A 13,150-nucleotide genomic window follows, 5' to 3' on the forward strand; every position below is an offset into this window, starting at 1 on the left:
CGATCTGCCCTACCGGCAACGTCGCGTCCGCCCTACGTTCACCCTCATGCGCGCCGAAGATCTCCTCACCCTCGACGCCGCCGGCCTCTACTGCCCGCCGGGCGGCTTTCACGTCGACCCCGTGCGACCGGTGGCGCGGGCGGTGATCACCCACGGCCATTCGGACCATGCGCGTGCCGGCCACCGGGCGGTGCTGGCAACGCCGGAGACGCTGGCCATCATGGCGGTGCGCTACGGCGAGGGCTTCACAGAGGCGCGCCAGCCGATCGATTACGGCGAGACGGTGCGGGTGGGGGCGGTGGACGTGACTGTCTATCCGGCCGGGCACGTGCTCGGCTCTGCGCAGATCCTGATCGAGTGGAAGGGGTTCCGGCTGGTGGTCTCGGGCGACTACAAGCGCCAGGCGGATCCAACGGCGACGGCGTTCGAGCCGGTGCGCTGCCACGCCTTCATCACCGAGGCGACCTTCGCGCTGCCGGTGTTCCGCCACCCGGCGGCGGCCGGCGAGGTGGTAAAGCTGCTCGACAGCCACCGGCTGTTCCCAGAGCGCACGCACCTGGTCGGGGCCTACGCGCTCGGCAAGGCGCAGCGCGTGATCGCCGAGATCCGCGCGGCGGGGTATGATGCGCCCATCCTGATCCACGGCGGGCTCGACCGGCTCTGCCGCTTCTACGGCGAGCAGGGCATCGACCTCGGGCCGCTGGAGGGCGTCGCCGGACGGGCGAAGAAGGACCTGGAAGGCCGGATCGTGCTCTGCCCGCCGTCCGCCACCAAGGACCTCTGGGCCCGCCGCTTCGCCGACCCGGTGACGGCCTTCGCGTCCGGCTGGATGCGGGTGCGGGCGCGCGCCCGGCAGCGGGGGGCGGAGCTGCCGCTGATCATCTCCGACCACTCCGACTGGGACGACCTCTGCGAAACCATTCTCGACACCGAGGCCGAGGAGGTGTGGGTGACCCACGGCCAGGAGGACGCGCTGGTGCACTGGTGCGGCGAGAACGGCATCCGCGGCCGGCCGCTGAACCTGATCGGCTATGGGGACGAGGAGGAAGGGGAAGGCGCGGCGACGGAGTCGGAAGGGCTGTGAGTTATGGCAATGGGTCAAGGCGAAGCCGTGTTCGTCGGAGCCGACAATGACGTCTGGAGTGCTGCCCTCGAGGCCATGAAGCGGGAACTCGGCGAGACGGAGTGAGCGCGGGGCGGCTGGGCTCAGCCTGGGGTGGTGGAGGATTGGGGTGTCTTGTCGACCGTCTTCCACATGACGAGGTCGTCCACGTAGAGGCGCGCGCCGAGGCGATGGTAGAAGCCGATCGCGGCGGCGTTGCGGTGCCAGACGGTCCACACCAGCGCGGTAGCGCCAGAGCTGCGGGCGATCGCCTCGGCTTCGGCCATCAAGGCGGAGCCGATGCCGGCGCCGCGCACGGCGCGTCGGACGAAGAGGCCGGCGACGAAGAGGGCGCCGCGGCCTTCGAAGAGGCCCCGATGGTGGGCGAGGTAGCCGACCGGACCGGTGTCGTCGGTCGCGATCAGACAGTCGCAGAAGCGGTTCGGTCCGAACGAGACGGCCGTCATCGCGGACATGTCTTGCGCCGACGCGGCGATCAGCGCCGGTTCCGGCAAGGCGTCGTCCTCCAGCGAGCCGAAGTAGGCGTAGATCTCGCGAAGCATGGCCTCCAGGGCGGGCTGGTCGGCAGGCACGGCAGGGCGAACGGTGGGCACGGACATCGGACGACCTTCGGCGAAACGGGTGGACGGCATGCACGGTGGAGGATCGGCCGGTGCGGGCGCGCACCCCCTCGGCAACCAGCCTAGCCGGCGCTACGTTGCGGTGTCATGAACCGCTTCGCCGCCCTTGTCGACCGGCTCGCCTACGAGCCCCGCCGCAATGCCAAGATCGCGCTTGTCCGGGCCTATCTGGCGGAGGCGCCGGATCCGGATCGGGGGTACGCGCTGGCGGCGCTGACGGGCGGGCTGGACTTTCCGCACGCCAAGCCGAACCTCGTCCGCGCGCTGATCGCCGAGCGGACCGACCCGGTGCTGTTCGCGCTCTCCTACGACTACGTAGGCGATCTCTCCGAGACGGTGGCGCTGATGTGGCCGGGGCCGGGGCCGGGCGCGCGGTCCAATCTGCCGCCGCCGGGGATCGCCGAGGTGGTGGAGACGCTGCGCGCGGCGTCGCGGCTGGAGATCCCGCGCCTGATCGCCGGCTGGCTCGACCGGCTGGACGAGGCAGGGCGGTTCGCGCTCCTGAAGCTGATCACCGGGGCGCTCCGGATCGGCGTCTCCGCCCGGCTCGCCAAGACGGCGCTCGCCCGGCTCGGCGGGCGCGAACCGGACGAGGTAGAGGAGGTCTGGCACGGGCTGGAGCCGCCCTACGGCGATCTGTTCGCCTGGATCGAGGGGCGCGGCGCGCGGCCGTCGTCGGTGGACCCGGCGCCGTTCCGGCCTCCCATGCTGGCGCACGCCCTGGAGGAGCGCGACGTGGAGGGAAACGACCCGGCGCTGTTCCGGGCCGAATGGAAGTGGGACGGCATCCGCGTGCAGGCGGCGGCCGGCCTTGGCGAGGACGGGCGGCCGGTGGCACGGCTCTTCTCGCGCTCCGGCGACGACATCTCCCAGACATTTCCAGACCTTCTGGAGCGGCTGGCGTTCGACGGGGCGATCGACGGCGAACTCCTGGTGGTGATCGACGGGCGGGTGCAGCCGTTCGCCACGCTGCAGCAGCGGCTGAACCGGAAGACCGTTACGCCGAAGCTTCTCGCCGACATGCCGGCGGCGATCCGGGCCTACGACCTTCTGGCGGAGGGCGGCGAGGACCTGCGGGCGTTGCCGTTCGATGAACGACGCGCCCGGCTGGAGGCGTTCGTCGCCCGGCTCGGCGACCCGCTGATCGATCTCTCGCCCATGATCCCGTTCGCCAGCTGGGACGAGCTTGCGGCCGCCCGGGCCGACCCGGCGACGCACGGGGCGGGCGGTGACGCGGACGCGGTGGAAGGGGTGATGATCAAGCGCGCGCTCGCCCCTTACGTGCCCGGCCGGCCGAAGGGCGAGTGGTTCAAGTGGAAGCGAGACCCCTTCAACGTGGACGCGGTGCTGATGTATGCCCAGCGCGGCCACGGCAAGCGCTCGTCCTTCTATTCGGACTACACCTTCGGGGTCTGGCGCGAGGCGGCGGACGGGCGCGAACTGGTGCCGGTGGGCAAGGCCTACTTCGGCTTTACCGACGAGGAACTGAAGACCATCGACAAGTTCGTGCGCACCAACACGGTCAACCGGTTCGGGCCGGTGCGGGAGGTGACGCACACGGCGGAGACGGGCCTCGTCATCGAGGTTGCGTTCGAGGGGCTGAACCGCTCGACCCGGCACAAGTCCGGCGTCGCCATGCGCTTTCCCCGGGTGGCGCGCTTGCGCTGGGACAAGCGGCCGGCCGAGGCGGACACGCTTCAGACCTTGCTGGCGCTCCTGCCGGAGGGGTGATCCGGCAAACCCGTTCGGGCCGCGCCAAGGGCCAAGGCGTGTCACACACGCGTGAAAGGCTGCGGCCCATCGATCACGCAACCGACGGCGGAGAGCGGTGGGCCGTCCCGCCGCGGTCCGGCCCGTGAAGCGTGCGCTGAAGCCAAGCCATTGGCGCAGATGACCGCTTGCCGGACGGGGCTTCAGGCCGCTCACGGAGGCGGTCGCGGCGCCGTGAAGACGGGGCGAACCGTTTGTGAGCGTTCACGAAAACCGTCACGGATAGTTCAGCGACAGGCACCTTTTGCATTCAGAAAACAAGATCTATCTCTGGCTCATCGGACGCGGAACAATCGCATCCGGACAAGAAAAGCCAAGTCGAACCACCGCACAACGCTCCATGGTTTTCGGATGTTCGTGCGATTTCAAATGGAGATCAATCATGACCAAGAGCTTTTTCGCTGCCACCCTGATCGGTGCTCTTACGGTTTCTTCGGCTGCCTTCGCGGCTCCGTGGGATCCGGCGAACTCCACCCGCGACAATTACGTTGAGAGCCTCGCCAATTCCGCCCCGACGAGCGGCTCGGCGATCTCCACCAACGACAGCGGTGTCCTCGCCGTCACCCCGTCCTGGGATCCGGCCAACTCCAGCCGTGACCGCGAAGTCGAGGCCCGTGCGAATGCCGTCTCGAACGCCGGCTCGGCGATCTCCACCAACGACAGCGGCGTCCTCGCCGTGACGCCGTCCTGGGATCCGGCCAACTCCACCCGCGACCGCTACGTGGAGAGCATCAGCCGCCTCTGAGCCGCTGACGCCGCCCGTGAGGGTGGCTTCCAGGAGCCCGTTCGTCCCGCTCGTTCCCTGCGGGCCGACATGCCGAAAGGGCGCCGACCGGAGTTGCGGTCGGCGCCCTTCCGTCGTTTCAGGGGAACCCGGTTCGGTATGCCTCAGGCGGTGCGTTCGACCACCAGGCAGTGGAACACCGCCCAGTAGTGGATGCCGGCGCCGGTGACCACGAAGCCATGCCAGATGGCGTTCTGGAATTTCAGGCTCTCCCACACGTGGAAGATCACGCCGGCCGAGTAGACGACGCCACCGGCGATGATGAGAGCCAAGGTGAGCTCCGGCAGGGCTTCGGCCAGCGATGGAAGGGCCAGGATGCCGCTCCAGCCGGTGGCGAGATAGAGAAGGATGGTCAGCCGGTCGTAACGGCCGGGCAGGCCGACCTTGAGGGCGATGCCGGCGAGCGCCGCGCCCCAGACGCCGACCGCCAGCGACACCGACACGGGTCCATAGGGCAACTGCGCCAGGAAGGGCGTGTAGGTGGCGGCGATCAGCAGGAAGATGGCCGAGTGGTCGAAGCGCCGGAAGATCCACTTCAGCGGCGACACCGGCCAGTGGTTGTAGAGGAAGGACGCGCTGAGCGCGGCGATGAGGCCGGTGATGTAGATGCCGGCGACCACCGTGTCCGATACGCCGCCGGTTGTCGTCGTGTGCGCGAGAAGGAGGGCGGCCCCGATGGTGGCGAGCCCGAGGCCGATCGCGTGCACCACCGCGTCGGCGATGCGCTCGCCCCGGGTGTAGGTCCAGTCCATCATCGGCGGTCGGCTCCTGCCCGTCGCGCCCCCCCGACGTCGGATCCGGCTTTGCCCGGCCCGACGACGCCCACGCCGTCAAGCGTGCCTGATCCGCCCGAGGGGCTCAAGCCGCCGTTGGGGGGTGCCGCAACGGCACCTTCGAGAAATAGTGGGGGGAGGGAAGGCGGGTGTCGGCCGAGCGGTGGAGGCGATCCGGCGCCAGCGGACAAGAAACGAAGGCCGCCCTCCGCGCGCGCCGCCGGTGAGACCGGGGGCTGCGAGGGAGGCGGCCGGGACGGTGGGGCCGGCCTGTCAGGGACACTGTCGGAGACAGGTCGGGACGGGCCGGCGGGCGGTCAGGCCGCCTGGAGGAGGACGTGCTTGGCGGGGAGACGAAAGCGATCGGCCAGATGCCAGCGGAGTTCCCGCGGCGATGCATAGTCGTAGCTGGCGTCGATCAGGGACGTCACGTCCCGCTTGCCGCTCTGTTCGGTGACCGTGAGACGGCCGATCCGGAACCGCGGGCCCTCCGTCGTCTCTCGGACGGACGCGGGCATATATTCGAACTTCATTATTTTCCTTGGTCTTTCTTATTGCCCCACGGCGGCATCGCCGCCGCGGGGTGTCGCTGCGACGCCTTGGCGCCGCAAAAAGTCATCAGGCGCCGTTCAGGCGGCCTTCAGGTTGTCAGCAGCGGACTTGCCGGTGCGACGGTCCTTGACGACTTCGAAGCTGACGCGCTGGCCTTCGCCGAGGCCGGTGAGGCCCGAGCGCTCGACGGCGGAGATGTGGACGAACACGTCCGGGCCGCCGTTGTCCGGCTGGATGAAACCGAAGCCCTTGGTCGCGTTGAACCACTTGACAGTACCGACGTTCATGACGATCCCTTTCGGATAGAACGTTCAATAGAATGCACGAGACCGGTTTGACGCGGCCCGCACGTGGATGCCGATTTTGGAGGGTCGTTCAGAACGGTCGCCCCGATAGGGCGAACAGGCCGATCGTCTGGCCAAATCGATGACGCCAATATGGGCTGGTTTGCCCGTAAGAACAAGGCCGTTGCCAGCGAAATCCGGCCGAGGGGCCTTGGCGCTGCCGTGTGGGGGCATCCGGCAACCGCGGAGATCCGCCGCTTTGAGGCCTTCACGACGGGGGTCAAAAAAAGCGACACGAGGGCCCGGCGGGTCCGGCCCGGCCCTTGGAAACGCCGCGGCGGTTGGGTTGACGGCTACGCTTTTCCGGACTATCGATGCCAGATACCCGTGGTTTTTTGAGCCGGCCGGCTTGCCGCCACGTTAAACAAGGATGCTAAAAGGCCGGGACGGACGTCATTGCGACCCCGGCTCGGCCTTCATCTGGCCCGCCGGGGTTTTTTTGTATTTCGATCCCACCCGATGACGACGCCTACACGCTAGGGACGACCGATGACCGCCGACTCCAACCAACGCTGGCACCCCGACACCGCCCTCGTCCACGGCGGCACGCTCCGCTCGCCCTTCGGCGAGACGTCCGAGGCGCTCTTCCTCACCCAGGGCTATGTCTATGACAGCGCCGAGCAGGCCGAGGCGCGCTTCCTGAACCTGGAGCCGGGCTACCAATATTCGCGCTTCTCCAACCCGACCGTGACCATGTTCGAGGAGCGCATGGCGCTTATGGAGGGCGCCGAGGTGGCGCGCGCCACGGCGACCGGCATGGCGGCGGTGACGGCGGCCATGCTCTGCCAACTGTCCGCCGGCGACCATGTGGTGGCCGCCAAGGCGTTGTTCGGCTCCTGCCGCTACGTGGTGGAGGACCTCTGCCCGCGCTTCGGCATCGCCTGCACGCTGGTGGACGGCCGCGACCTCGACGCCTGGAAGGCGGCGGCGCGGCCGGAGACGAAGGTGTTCTTCCTGGAGAGCCCGACCAACCCGACGCTGGAAGTGGTGGACATCGAGGCGGTGGCGGCGATCGCCCACGCGGCCGGCGCGCGGCTGGTGGTCGACAACGTGTTCGCCACGCCGATCTGGCAGAAGCCGCTGACGCTCGGGGCGGACGTGGTGGTCTATTCGGCGACCAAGCACATCGACGGCCAGGGCCGCTGCCTCGGCGGCGTGGTGCTTTGTTCCAAGGACTTCCTGGACAAGCACCTGCAGGTCTTCATTCGCCAGACCGGCCCGTCGATCAGCCCGTTCAACGCCTGGGTGCTTCTGAAGGGACTGGAGACCCTGTCGGTGCGGGTGGAGCGGCAGACCGCCACGGCGGAAGCGATCGCCCGGGCGCTGAAGGCGCATCCGGCGGTAGCGAAGGTGATCTATCCGGGCGATCCGGATCATCCGCAGGCGGACATCATCGCCCGCCAGATGCAGCGCGGCTCCACCCTGGTGGCGTTCGAAGTGAAGGGCGGCAAGCCGGCGGCCTTCCGGACCGCTAACGCGCTTCGGATCGTGAAGATCTCCAACAACCTCGGCGACGCTAAGAGCCTGATCACCCACCCGTCGACCACCACCCACCAGCGCCTCAGCGAGGACGCGCGCCAGGAGCTCGGCATCAACGCCGGGCTTTTGCGCCTGTCGGTCGGGCTGGAGCACGTGGACGACCTGATCGCCGACCTGACGGCGGCGCTCGATGCGTCCGCGGCGCGGGCGGCGGCGGAATAGCGCGCCGACGGGTCAGCGCAGCGTGCGGGCGCCGACGACGATGCGGGCGGCGGCGCTGGCCGCCGTCAGCGCGGCGAAGGCCGTGGCGAGCAGCGGAAAGCCGGCTGGCCAGAGGCACATGAGGGCGAAGACCGCGATGGTCTCCGCCCCTTCGGCAAGACCCGCCAGATAGTAGAGCGACTTCTCGCCCTGGGCGCGGGTGGAGAGCCCGCGCTTTTCCGCCATCGCGGCGAAGGCGAGGAAAGCGGCGCCGTTGACGTAGAAGGCGGCAAGGAGAGCGGCGGCGGCGAGCGCGTTTCGGGCCGGGTCGGCGACCGCGAAGGCGAGCGGCACCAGGGCGTAGACGGTAAAATCGAGGGTGATGTCGAGATAGCCGCCGCGATCGGTCCTGGCGGTGGCGCGGGCGACGGCGCCGTCGAGCCCGTCGGCGATCCGGTTGAGGGCGATCAGAAGGACGGCGACGAGCGGGTATCCGACGGCGATGGCCGCCGCCGCCGCGACGCCGAGCGCGAAGCCGGCGAGCGTGATCGCGTCCGCCCCGATGCCGCGCGCGGAAAGCCAGCGGCCGGCCCGGTCGAGCGGCGGGTCGATCAGGCGGCGGAGGGCGGCGTCGAGCATGGCGCGGGCGGGAGCCGGTGGGTCGGGGAAGGCGGGCAGGGCTCTTCATAGCCGAAGCCGCCGAACCGCGGAACGCCGGGCCGATCACGGTTGGGCGATGAGCCGCCTCACACCCTTGTTGCCGGATGCGTTGCGATGGACTATGTGGCGACGAGGACGGACGAGCGGAGATGTAGCCATGTTCCGTGCGGAGACCCGCGGCATCGTCGTGACCGTGCATCCGGACTACCTGCCCCATGAGTCCAATCCGGACGAATTGCGCTGGGTGTGGTCCTACCGGGTGGAGATCGAAAACCGGTCCCGCACCACCGTGCAACTGCTGTCGCGGCGGTGGCTGATCACCGACGCCCACGGCACGCGCCGGGAGGTGGCCGGCCAGGGGGTGGTGGGCGAGCAGCCGATCATCCCGCCGGGCGCCGACTACGCCTACACCAGCGGGTGCCCGCTGCCGACGCCGAGCGGCATCATGGAGGGCACCTACCGCATGGTCACGGACGCAGGCGAACTGTTCGACGTGACCGTGCCGACGTTCTCGCTCGACCTGCCGGACATCGCCCGCGTGCTGAACTGACCGCGACGGGGAACGGGCCGCGGTCCGCCCGGCTCGCCGGCGGGCGCTTGCGGCCGGCGCGCGGCACCCCACCTTTCGCTCGCCTGCCGGTCGTCCGCCCCAAGGACGGTCCGGCCCTATTGGAGCCTTCATGACCACCCTTTCCCGTTTTCTCGGCGACAGCCCGCTCCGCGTCCTCGTCCGCCTGATCTTCCTCTCCTTCCTGGTGGGCGTGGTGATGGCGGCGATCGGCCTTGAACCGCTCGACCTCGTCAACAGCGCGATCCGCTTCGTGCAGGACGTGTGGGCGACCGGGTTCGAGACCATCGAGAAGGCGCTGCACTACCTTCTGCTCGGCGCCGTCATCGTGGTGCCCATCTTCCTGATCAGCCGGCTGCTCCGCGCCGGCCGCGGCTGAGCTTCCTGCCGGTTGGAAAACCGTCAGGCGAAACGGGCCGCCACCCGGTGCAGGGTGGCGTGCCGGCGGGCGAGCCGGTCCACGTCCGTGTCGTAGCCGCCGCCGATGACGCCGGCGAGCGGAAGGCCGCGGCCGCGCACCGCCTCGATCACCCGGGCGTCGCGGGCCTCCAGCCCGCGGTCGGTGAGGGCGAGGCGGCCGAGCCGGTCGTCGGCGTGCGGATCGACGCCGGCGTTGTAGAAGACGAGGTCCGGCGCGGCACGGTCGATCAGCGTGTCCAGGTGGTCGTCCAGCATGGCGAGATAACCGCTGTCGCCTAGGCCGTCCGGGAGAGCCACGTCGACGGTGGATGGCACCTTGCGGACGGGATAGTTCTTCTCCGCGTGGGCCGAGAAGGTCACCACCCGGTCGTCGCCGGCGAAGATGTCGGCGGTGCCGTCGCCCTGGTGGACGTCGAGGTCGATCACCAGCACCCGCGCCGCCTGTCCTTCGGCGAGGAGCACCCGGGCGGCCACCGCCACGTCGTTGAAGACGCAGAAGCCGGCCCCGTGCGCGCGCCGGGCGTGATGGCTGCCGCCGGCGGTGTTGAGGGCAAGGCCATGGGCGAGCGCCAGCCGGGCGGCGAGCACCGTGCCCGCGGTGGCGCAGCGGGCGCGAAGGGCGACGCTCTCCGTCATCGGAAAGCCGATCTCGCGAGCGACGGCCGGCGCCACCATGCCGCCGAGCACGGCCTCCACGTAGGGCGCCTCATGGGCGAGCGCGAGCCAGGCGGCCGGGGCGGGCTCCGGCACGTGAAAGCCGCCGGGCGCGACGAGGCGCTCCTCCATCAGCACCTCGGCCAGCCGGCGGAACTTGCCCATGGGGAAGCGGTGGTCGGCCGGGATGTCGGCCTGATAGGCGGGGTGGTGGACGATCGGCAGCATGGACGGCAGAAGATGGCACGGGCGGCGGGGTTGGCAAGGGAGCGCGGCCGGCGGTCGCCATGAATCGCCAGCTTCCGATGGACAGGGGCGGCTGTGGCGGGGTAGGGCTCCAGGCGCTTTCTTCAGGATGCCCATCGCCCCATGACCGCCCCCGCGTTTCGCGTCGACAGCCTCACCGTGTTCCGGATCGCGGTGCCGATGACCCTCGCCTTCATGACGACGCCGATCGTCGGGGCGGTGGATACGGCGGTGGTGGGACAGCTCGGCGAGGCGGCGCTCCTCGGCGGCATCGCGGTCGGGGCGATCGTCTTCGACGTGATCTTCTCCACCTTCAACTTCCTGCGCTCCGGCACCACGGGTCTCACCGCCCAGGCGCTCGGGGCCGACGACAAGCCCGCGCAGGCGCTGGTGCTTCTCCGCGCCCTCGTTCTGGCGGTGGGGCTCGGCGTGGCGCTCGTCATCCTGTCGGTGCCGGTCCTTGCCGGGGCGCTCGCCTTCCTGGAGCCGAGCGCGGCGGTCGCCGAGGCGGCGTCGACCTACTACGGCATCCGCATCTTGTCGGCGCCGTTCGCGCTCGCCAACTACGCCATCCTCGGGTGGGTGCTGGGGCTCGGGCGGGCGGGGCTCGGGCTCGCACTCCAGACGCTCCTCAACGGCATCAACATCGCCGGCTCGATCTGGCTAGGCCTCGGGCTCGGCTGGGGGGTGGAGGGCGTCGCCTACGGGACGCTCGCCGGGGAGGTGGTCGCCTGCGTGGTCGGCGTGGCGGTGTGCCTGGCGATCGGCCGCAAGGGGCTTGCCGCGGCGGTGCCGGACGTGTTCCGGCGGGCCGGGTTCGGCGCCATGATCGCCGTCAACGGCGACATCATGGTGCGCTCCTTCGCGCTCCTCTTCGCCTTCGCGCTCTTCACCCGCACCAGCGCCGGCTTCGGCGACGTGACGCTGGCGGCGAACGCTCTCCTGATGAACTTCTTCCTGATCGGCGGCTACTTCCTCGACGGTCTCGCCAACGCGGCGGAGCAGCTGGCCGGGCGGGCCGTCGGCGCGCGACGGCGGGATGTGTTCGTGGCGGCGGTGCGCCTGACGATCGCCTGGGGCTTCGTGTTCGCCGCCGTCGCCGCGGGCCTGCTGATGGCCTTCGGCGGCGTCTTCATCGACATCATGACCACCGCGCCCGACGTGCGCGAGGCCGCCCGGGCCTTCCTTCCGTGGGCGGCACTGACGCCGCTCGCCGGCGTGCTGGCCTTCCAGATGGACGGGGTCTACATCGGCGCCACCTGGTCGCGGGAGATGCGCAACATGATGCTCGCCTCCGTGGTGGTCTATCTTCTGGTGCTTGCCGTCGCGATCCCGGTGCTTGGAAACCACGGCCTGTGGCTGGCGTTGCTGGTCTTCCTGGGCGCCCGGGGGATCACCCTGTCGTGGCGCCTGAAACCGCTCTCCGCCCGAACCTTTCCAGCCTAGACTGAAGATCCGGCGCCGATCGCGCCCATTGCCTGAGGAGCCCGCCCATGGACCCGGCCGCCGCCACGACGCCTGACTTCGCGCTCGACCCTCGCCTTGCGGCGGACACGCGGGTGCTCGGAGACCTCGGCCTGTCGCGGCTCCTCCTGATGGACGACGCCAACTATCCGTGGCTCGTGCTGGTGCCGCGCCGCGCCGGGCTCGTGGAACTGATCGACCTGTCCCGCGACGACCGGATCGCCCTTCTCGACGAGGTGACGGCGGTGTCGGAGGCGCTGAAGGCGGCGGTGAGCCCGGTGAAGCTCAACGTGGCGGCCCTCGGCAACATGGTGCGGCAGCTGCACGTGCACGTGATCGCGCGGTTCGAGACCGATCCGGCATGGCCCGGCCCCGTATGGGGAAAGGTGCCGGCGCGGCCCTACTCGGACAGTTCGGCGCGAGATATCGCGGAGCGGCTGGCGGCGCGGCTCGGCGACGGGTTGAAGCCGGTGGATCTTTGAAGCCGAGACGGGACGGGAGTGGTTCGCGATGGCGAGGCGGGCACGATGACGACGACTTCCAGGACTGACGAGACGAGCAGCCGGCCCGGGGGGGCGGGGGACCGGTCCAGCCGGAACGCGTTCGCGGTCAATCCGATCGAGCGGCGGTCGGAGAAGCGGGGCGATCCGGCGGTGCTGGCGGAGGCGCTCGCGGACGTGCGGGCCGGCAGCTTCCTCTTCGTCGGCGAGCGCATCGTGCTCGACCCGACGACGGCGGAGCCGGCGCTGTTCGATCTCCTCCGTGCCAAGCGGCTGGGGGCGGACCTGCACGAGGGCGTGCTCCTCGGCTGGATGCCGGACGGCGCGCCGCGCTTCGCCGCCACGCTGCCGGCGGATCCGGAGGACGGGCTGACGCTGACGGACCTCCGCAGTCTGGCCCTGGAGGGGCTGGTGACGGCCGATCTCTTCGGCGCCGTCGCCCAGGCCCGGTCGCTGCTGGTGTGGCACGAGCGGCACGGCTTCTGCGCCAACTGCGGCCGGGCGACGGTGCCGTCGGCGGCCGGCTACCGGCGCGACTGCGCCCACTGCGGCGCCCAGCATTTCCCGCGCACCGACCCGGTGGTGATCATGCTGGTGACCGACGGGTCGCGCTGCCTGCTCGGCCGGCAGCCGCGATTCAAGCCGGGCAGCTATTCCTGCCTCGCCGGCTTCCTGGAGCCGGGCGAGACCATCGAGGACGCGGTGCGCCGGGAAACCTTCGAAGAATCCGGCGTGCGCGTCGGCCGGGTGACCTACCGGTCGTCCCAGCCCTGGCCGTTTCCCTCGTCGCTGATGATCGGCTGCGAGGCGGCGGCGGAGACCACCGCCATCACCATGGACACGGACGAGCTGGAAGATTGCCGCTGGTTCGACCGCGAGGAGGTAGCCGCCATGGTGGCCGGCACCCACAAGGACGGGCTATTCACCCCGCCGCGGACGGCGATCGCCCGGCTGTTGGTCGAGGACTGGCTGGAAGGCTAAGCGGCCTACTC

General features: G+C 70.1%; 15 protein-coding genes and 1 riboswitch. Of the genes, 9 read left to right on the plus strand and 6 right to left on the minus strand.

The window, feature by feature from the left end; genetic code table 11:
• Positions 1–46 precede the first annotated feature (46 nt).
• Positions 47–1,084, plus strand: coding sequence for a ligase-associated DNA damage response exonuclease (locus BUQ68_RS05370; protein ID WP_075214916.1), 1,038 nt, complete (start codon positions 47–49; stop codon positions 1,082–1,084).
• A 122-nt stretch (positions 1,085–1,206) separates the two neighbouring features.
• Here BUQ68_RS05370 and BUQ68_RS05375 read toward each other — a convergent pair whose 3' ends face one another.
• Complete coding sequence (locus tag BUQ68_RS05375) at positions 1,207–1,722, minus strand: GNAT family N-acetyltransferase (protein ID WP_175577738.1); 516 nt, start codon at positions 1,720–1,722, stop codon at positions 1,207–1,209.
• 108 nt (positions 1,723–1,830) lie between these two features.
• On the opposite strand from BUQ68_RS05375, the gene BUQ68_RS05380 reads away from it, so the two are divergent.
• Both BUQ68_RS05380 and BUQ68_RS05385 read left to right on the plus strand, forming a co-directional pair.
• On the plus strand, positions 1,831–3,474 hold the full coding sequence (locus tag BUQ68_RS05380) for a cisplatin damage response ATP-dependent DNA ligase (RefSeq protein WP_075214918.1): 1,644 nt from the start codon (positions 1,831–1,833) through the stop codon (positions 3,472–3,474).
• Between the two features lie 421 nt (positions 3,475–3,895).
• On the plus strand, positions 3,896–4,258 hold the full coding sequence (locus tag BUQ68_RS05385) for a hypothetical protein (RefSeq protein WP_075214919.1): 363 nt from the start codon (positions 3,896–3,898) through the stop codon (positions 4,256–4,258).
• A 143-nt stretch (positions 4,259–4,401) separates the two neighbouring features.
• Here the strand turns inward: BUQ68_RS05385 and trhA are convergent, their stop codons facing one another.
• The 3 genes from trhA to BUQ68_RS05400 all read right to left on the minus strand — a co-directional run bounded on the left by trhA (position 4,402) and on the right by BUQ68_RS05400 (position 5,909).
• On the minus strand, positions 4,402–5,052 hold the full coding sequence (gene trhA / locus BUQ68_RS05390) for a PAQR family membrane homeostasis protein TrhA (protein ID WP_075214920.1): 651 nt from the start codon (positions 5,050–5,052) through the stop codon (positions 4,402–4,404).
• A 335-nt stretch (positions 5,053–5,387) separates the two neighbouring features.
• Positions 5,388–5,603, minus strand: coding sequence for a hypothetical protein (locus BUQ68_RS05395; RefSeq protein WP_075214921.1), 216 nt, complete (start codon positions 5,601–5,603; stop codon positions 5,388–5,390).
• 96 nt (positions 5,604–5,699) lie between these two features.
• Entirely contained in the window at positions 5,700–5,909 is a 210-nt protein-coding gene (locus tag BUQ68_RS05400; protein ID WP_075214922.1) for a cold-shock protein, read from the minus strand.
• A 374-nt stretch (positions 5,910–6,283) separates the two neighbouring features.
• Positions 6,284–6,363, plus strand: a riboswitch (SAM riboswitch).
• Positions 6,364–6,455: 92 nt separating this feature from the next.
• On the opposite strand from BUQ68_RS05400, the gene BUQ68_RS05405 reads away from it, so the two are divergent.
• A complete protein-coding gene (locus BUQ68_RS05405) occupies positions 6,456–7,667 on the plus strand; it encodes an O-succinylhomoserine sulfhydrylase (RefSeq protein ID WP_075214923.1) in 1,212 nt (403 codons plus the stop codon).
• 12 nt (positions 7,668–7,679) lie between these two features.
• Here BUQ68_RS05405 and BUQ68_RS05410 read toward each other — a convergent pair whose 3' ends face one another.
• Positions 7,680–8,285, minus strand: a complete 606-nt coding sequence (locus BUQ68_RS05410; protein WP_075214924.1) for a CDP-alcohol phosphatidyltransferase family protein — start codon at positions 8,283–8,285, stop codon at positions 7,680–7,682.
• Between the two features lie 178 nt (positions 8,286–8,463).
• On the opposite strand from BUQ68_RS05410, the gene apaG reads away from it, so the two are divergent.
• Together apaG and BUQ68_RS05420 are read left to right on the plus strand one after the other, a co-directional pair.
• The gene (gene apaG, locus BUQ68_RS05415; protein WP_075214925.1) at positions 8,464–8,856 is read left to right on the plus strand and encodes a Co2+/Mg2+ efflux protein ApaG; all 393 of its coding nucleotides are present in this window, start codon (positions 8,464–8,466) and stop codon (positions 8,854–8,856) included.
• Between the two features lie 130 nt (positions 8,857–8,986).
• Positions 8,987–9,253: a DUF6460 domain-containing protein gene (locus tag BUQ68_RS05420; RefSeq protein ID WP_075214926.1), complete on the plus strand. Its 267-nt coding sequence runs from the start codon at positions 8,987–8,989 to the stop codon at positions 9,251–9,253.
• A 23-nt stretch (positions 9,254–9,276) separates the two neighbouring features.
• Here the strand turns inward: BUQ68_RS05420 and BUQ68_RS05425 are convergent, their stop codons facing one another.
• Positions 9,277–10,176: a histone deacetylase family protein gene (locus BUQ68_RS05425; protein WP_075214927.1), complete on the minus strand. Its 900-nt coding sequence runs from the start codon at positions 10,174–10,176 to the stop codon at positions 9,277–9,279.
• 141 nt (positions 10,177–10,317) lie between these two features.
• Between BUQ68_RS05425 and BUQ68_RS05430 the strand changes: the two genes are divergently transcribed.
• From BUQ68_RS05430 to nudC, 3 genes are read left to right on the plus strand one after another with little or no spacing between them, the layout of a single operon-like run.
• The gene (locus BUQ68_RS05430; protein ID WP_075214928.1) at positions 10,318–11,640 is read left to right on the plus strand and encodes an MATE family efflux transporter; all 1,323 of its coding nucleotides are present in this window, start codon (positions 10,318–10,320) and stop codon (positions 11,638–11,640) included.
• A gap of 47 nt (positions 11,641–11,687) precedes the next feature.
• The gene (locus tag BUQ68_RS05435) at positions 11,688–12,140 is read left to right on the plus strand and encodes an HIT domain-containing protein (protein WP_075214929.1); all 453 of its coding nucleotides are present in this window, start codon (positions 11,688–11,690) and stop codon (positions 12,138–12,140) included.
• Positions 12,141–12,185: 45 nt separating this feature from the next.
• Positions 12,186–13,139, plus strand: coding sequence for an NAD(+) diphosphatase (gene nudC, locus BUQ68_RS05440; protein WP_083656310.1), 954 nt, complete (start codon positions 12,186–12,188; stop codon positions 13,137–13,139).
• Positions 13,140–13,150 lie beyond the last annotated feature (11 nt).

Source organism: Mongoliimonas terrestris, from assembly GCF_001927285.1.
Lineage (GTDB): Bacteria > Pseudomonadota > Alphaproteobacteria > Rhizobiales > Pleomorphomonadaceae > Chthonobacter > Chthonobacter terrestris.

Bases quoted from the DNA above. Each gene is read 5' to 3' on its own strand.
- BUQ68_RS05370 (WP_075214916.1), top strand. From the start codon at position 47: ATGCGCGCCGAAGATCTCCTCACCCTCGACGCCGCCGGCCTCTACTGC.
- BUQ68_RS05375 (WP_175577738.1), bottom strand. From the start codon at position 1,722: ATGTCCGTGCCCACCGTTCGCCCTGCCGTGCCTGCCGACCAGCCCGCC.
- BUQ68_RS05380 (WP_075214918.1), top strand. From the start codon at position 1,831: ATGAACCGCTTCGCCGCCCTTGTCGACCGGCTCGCCTACGAGCCCCGC.
- BUQ68_RS05385 (WP_075214919.1), top strand. From the start codon at position 3,896: ATGACCAAGAGCTTTTTCGCTGCCACCCTGATCGGTGCTCTTACGGTT.
- trhA (WP_075214920.1), bottom strand. From the start codon at position 5,052: ATGATGGACTGGACCTACACCCGGGGCGAGCGCATCGCCGACGCGGTG.
- BUQ68_RS05395 (WP_075214921.1), bottom strand. From the start codon at position 5,603: ATGAAGTTCGAATATATGCCCGCGTCCGTCCGAGAGACGACGGAGGGC.
- BUQ68_RS05400 (WP_075214922.1), bottom strand. From the start codon at position 5,909: ATGAACGTCGGTACTGTCAAGTGGTTCAACGCGACCAAGGGCTTCGGT.
- BUQ68_RS05405 (WP_075214923.1), top strand. From the start codon at position 6,456: ATGACCGCCGACTCCAACCAACGCTGGCACCCCGACACCGCCCTCGTC.
- BUQ68_RS05410 (WP_075214924.1), bottom strand. From the start codon at position 8,285: ATGCTCGACGCCGCCCTCCGCCGCCTGATCGACCCGCCGCTCGACCGG.
- apaG (WP_075214925.1), top strand. From the start codon at position 8,464: ATGTTCCGTGCGGAGACCCGCGGCATCGTCGTGACCGTGCATCCGGAC.
- BUQ68_RS05420 (WP_075214926.1), top strand. From the start codon at position 8,987: ATGACCACCCTTTCCCGTTTTCTCGGCGACAGCCCGCTCCGCGTCCTC.
- BUQ68_RS05425 (WP_075214927.1), bottom strand. From the start codon at position 10,176: ATGCTGCCGATCGTCCACCACCCCGCCTATCAGGCCGACATCCCGGCC.
- BUQ68_RS05430 (WP_075214928.1), top strand. From the start codon at position 10,318: ATGACCGCCCCCGCGTTTCGCGTCGACAGCCTCACCGTGTTCCGGATC.
- BUQ68_RS05435 (WP_075214929.1), top strand. From the start codon at position 11,688: ATGGACCCGGCCGCCGCCACGACGCCTGACTTCGCGCTCGACCCTCGC.
- nudC (WP_083656310.1), top strand. From the start codon at position 12,186: ATGACGACGACTTCCAGGACTGACGAGACGAGCAGCCGGCCCGGGGGG.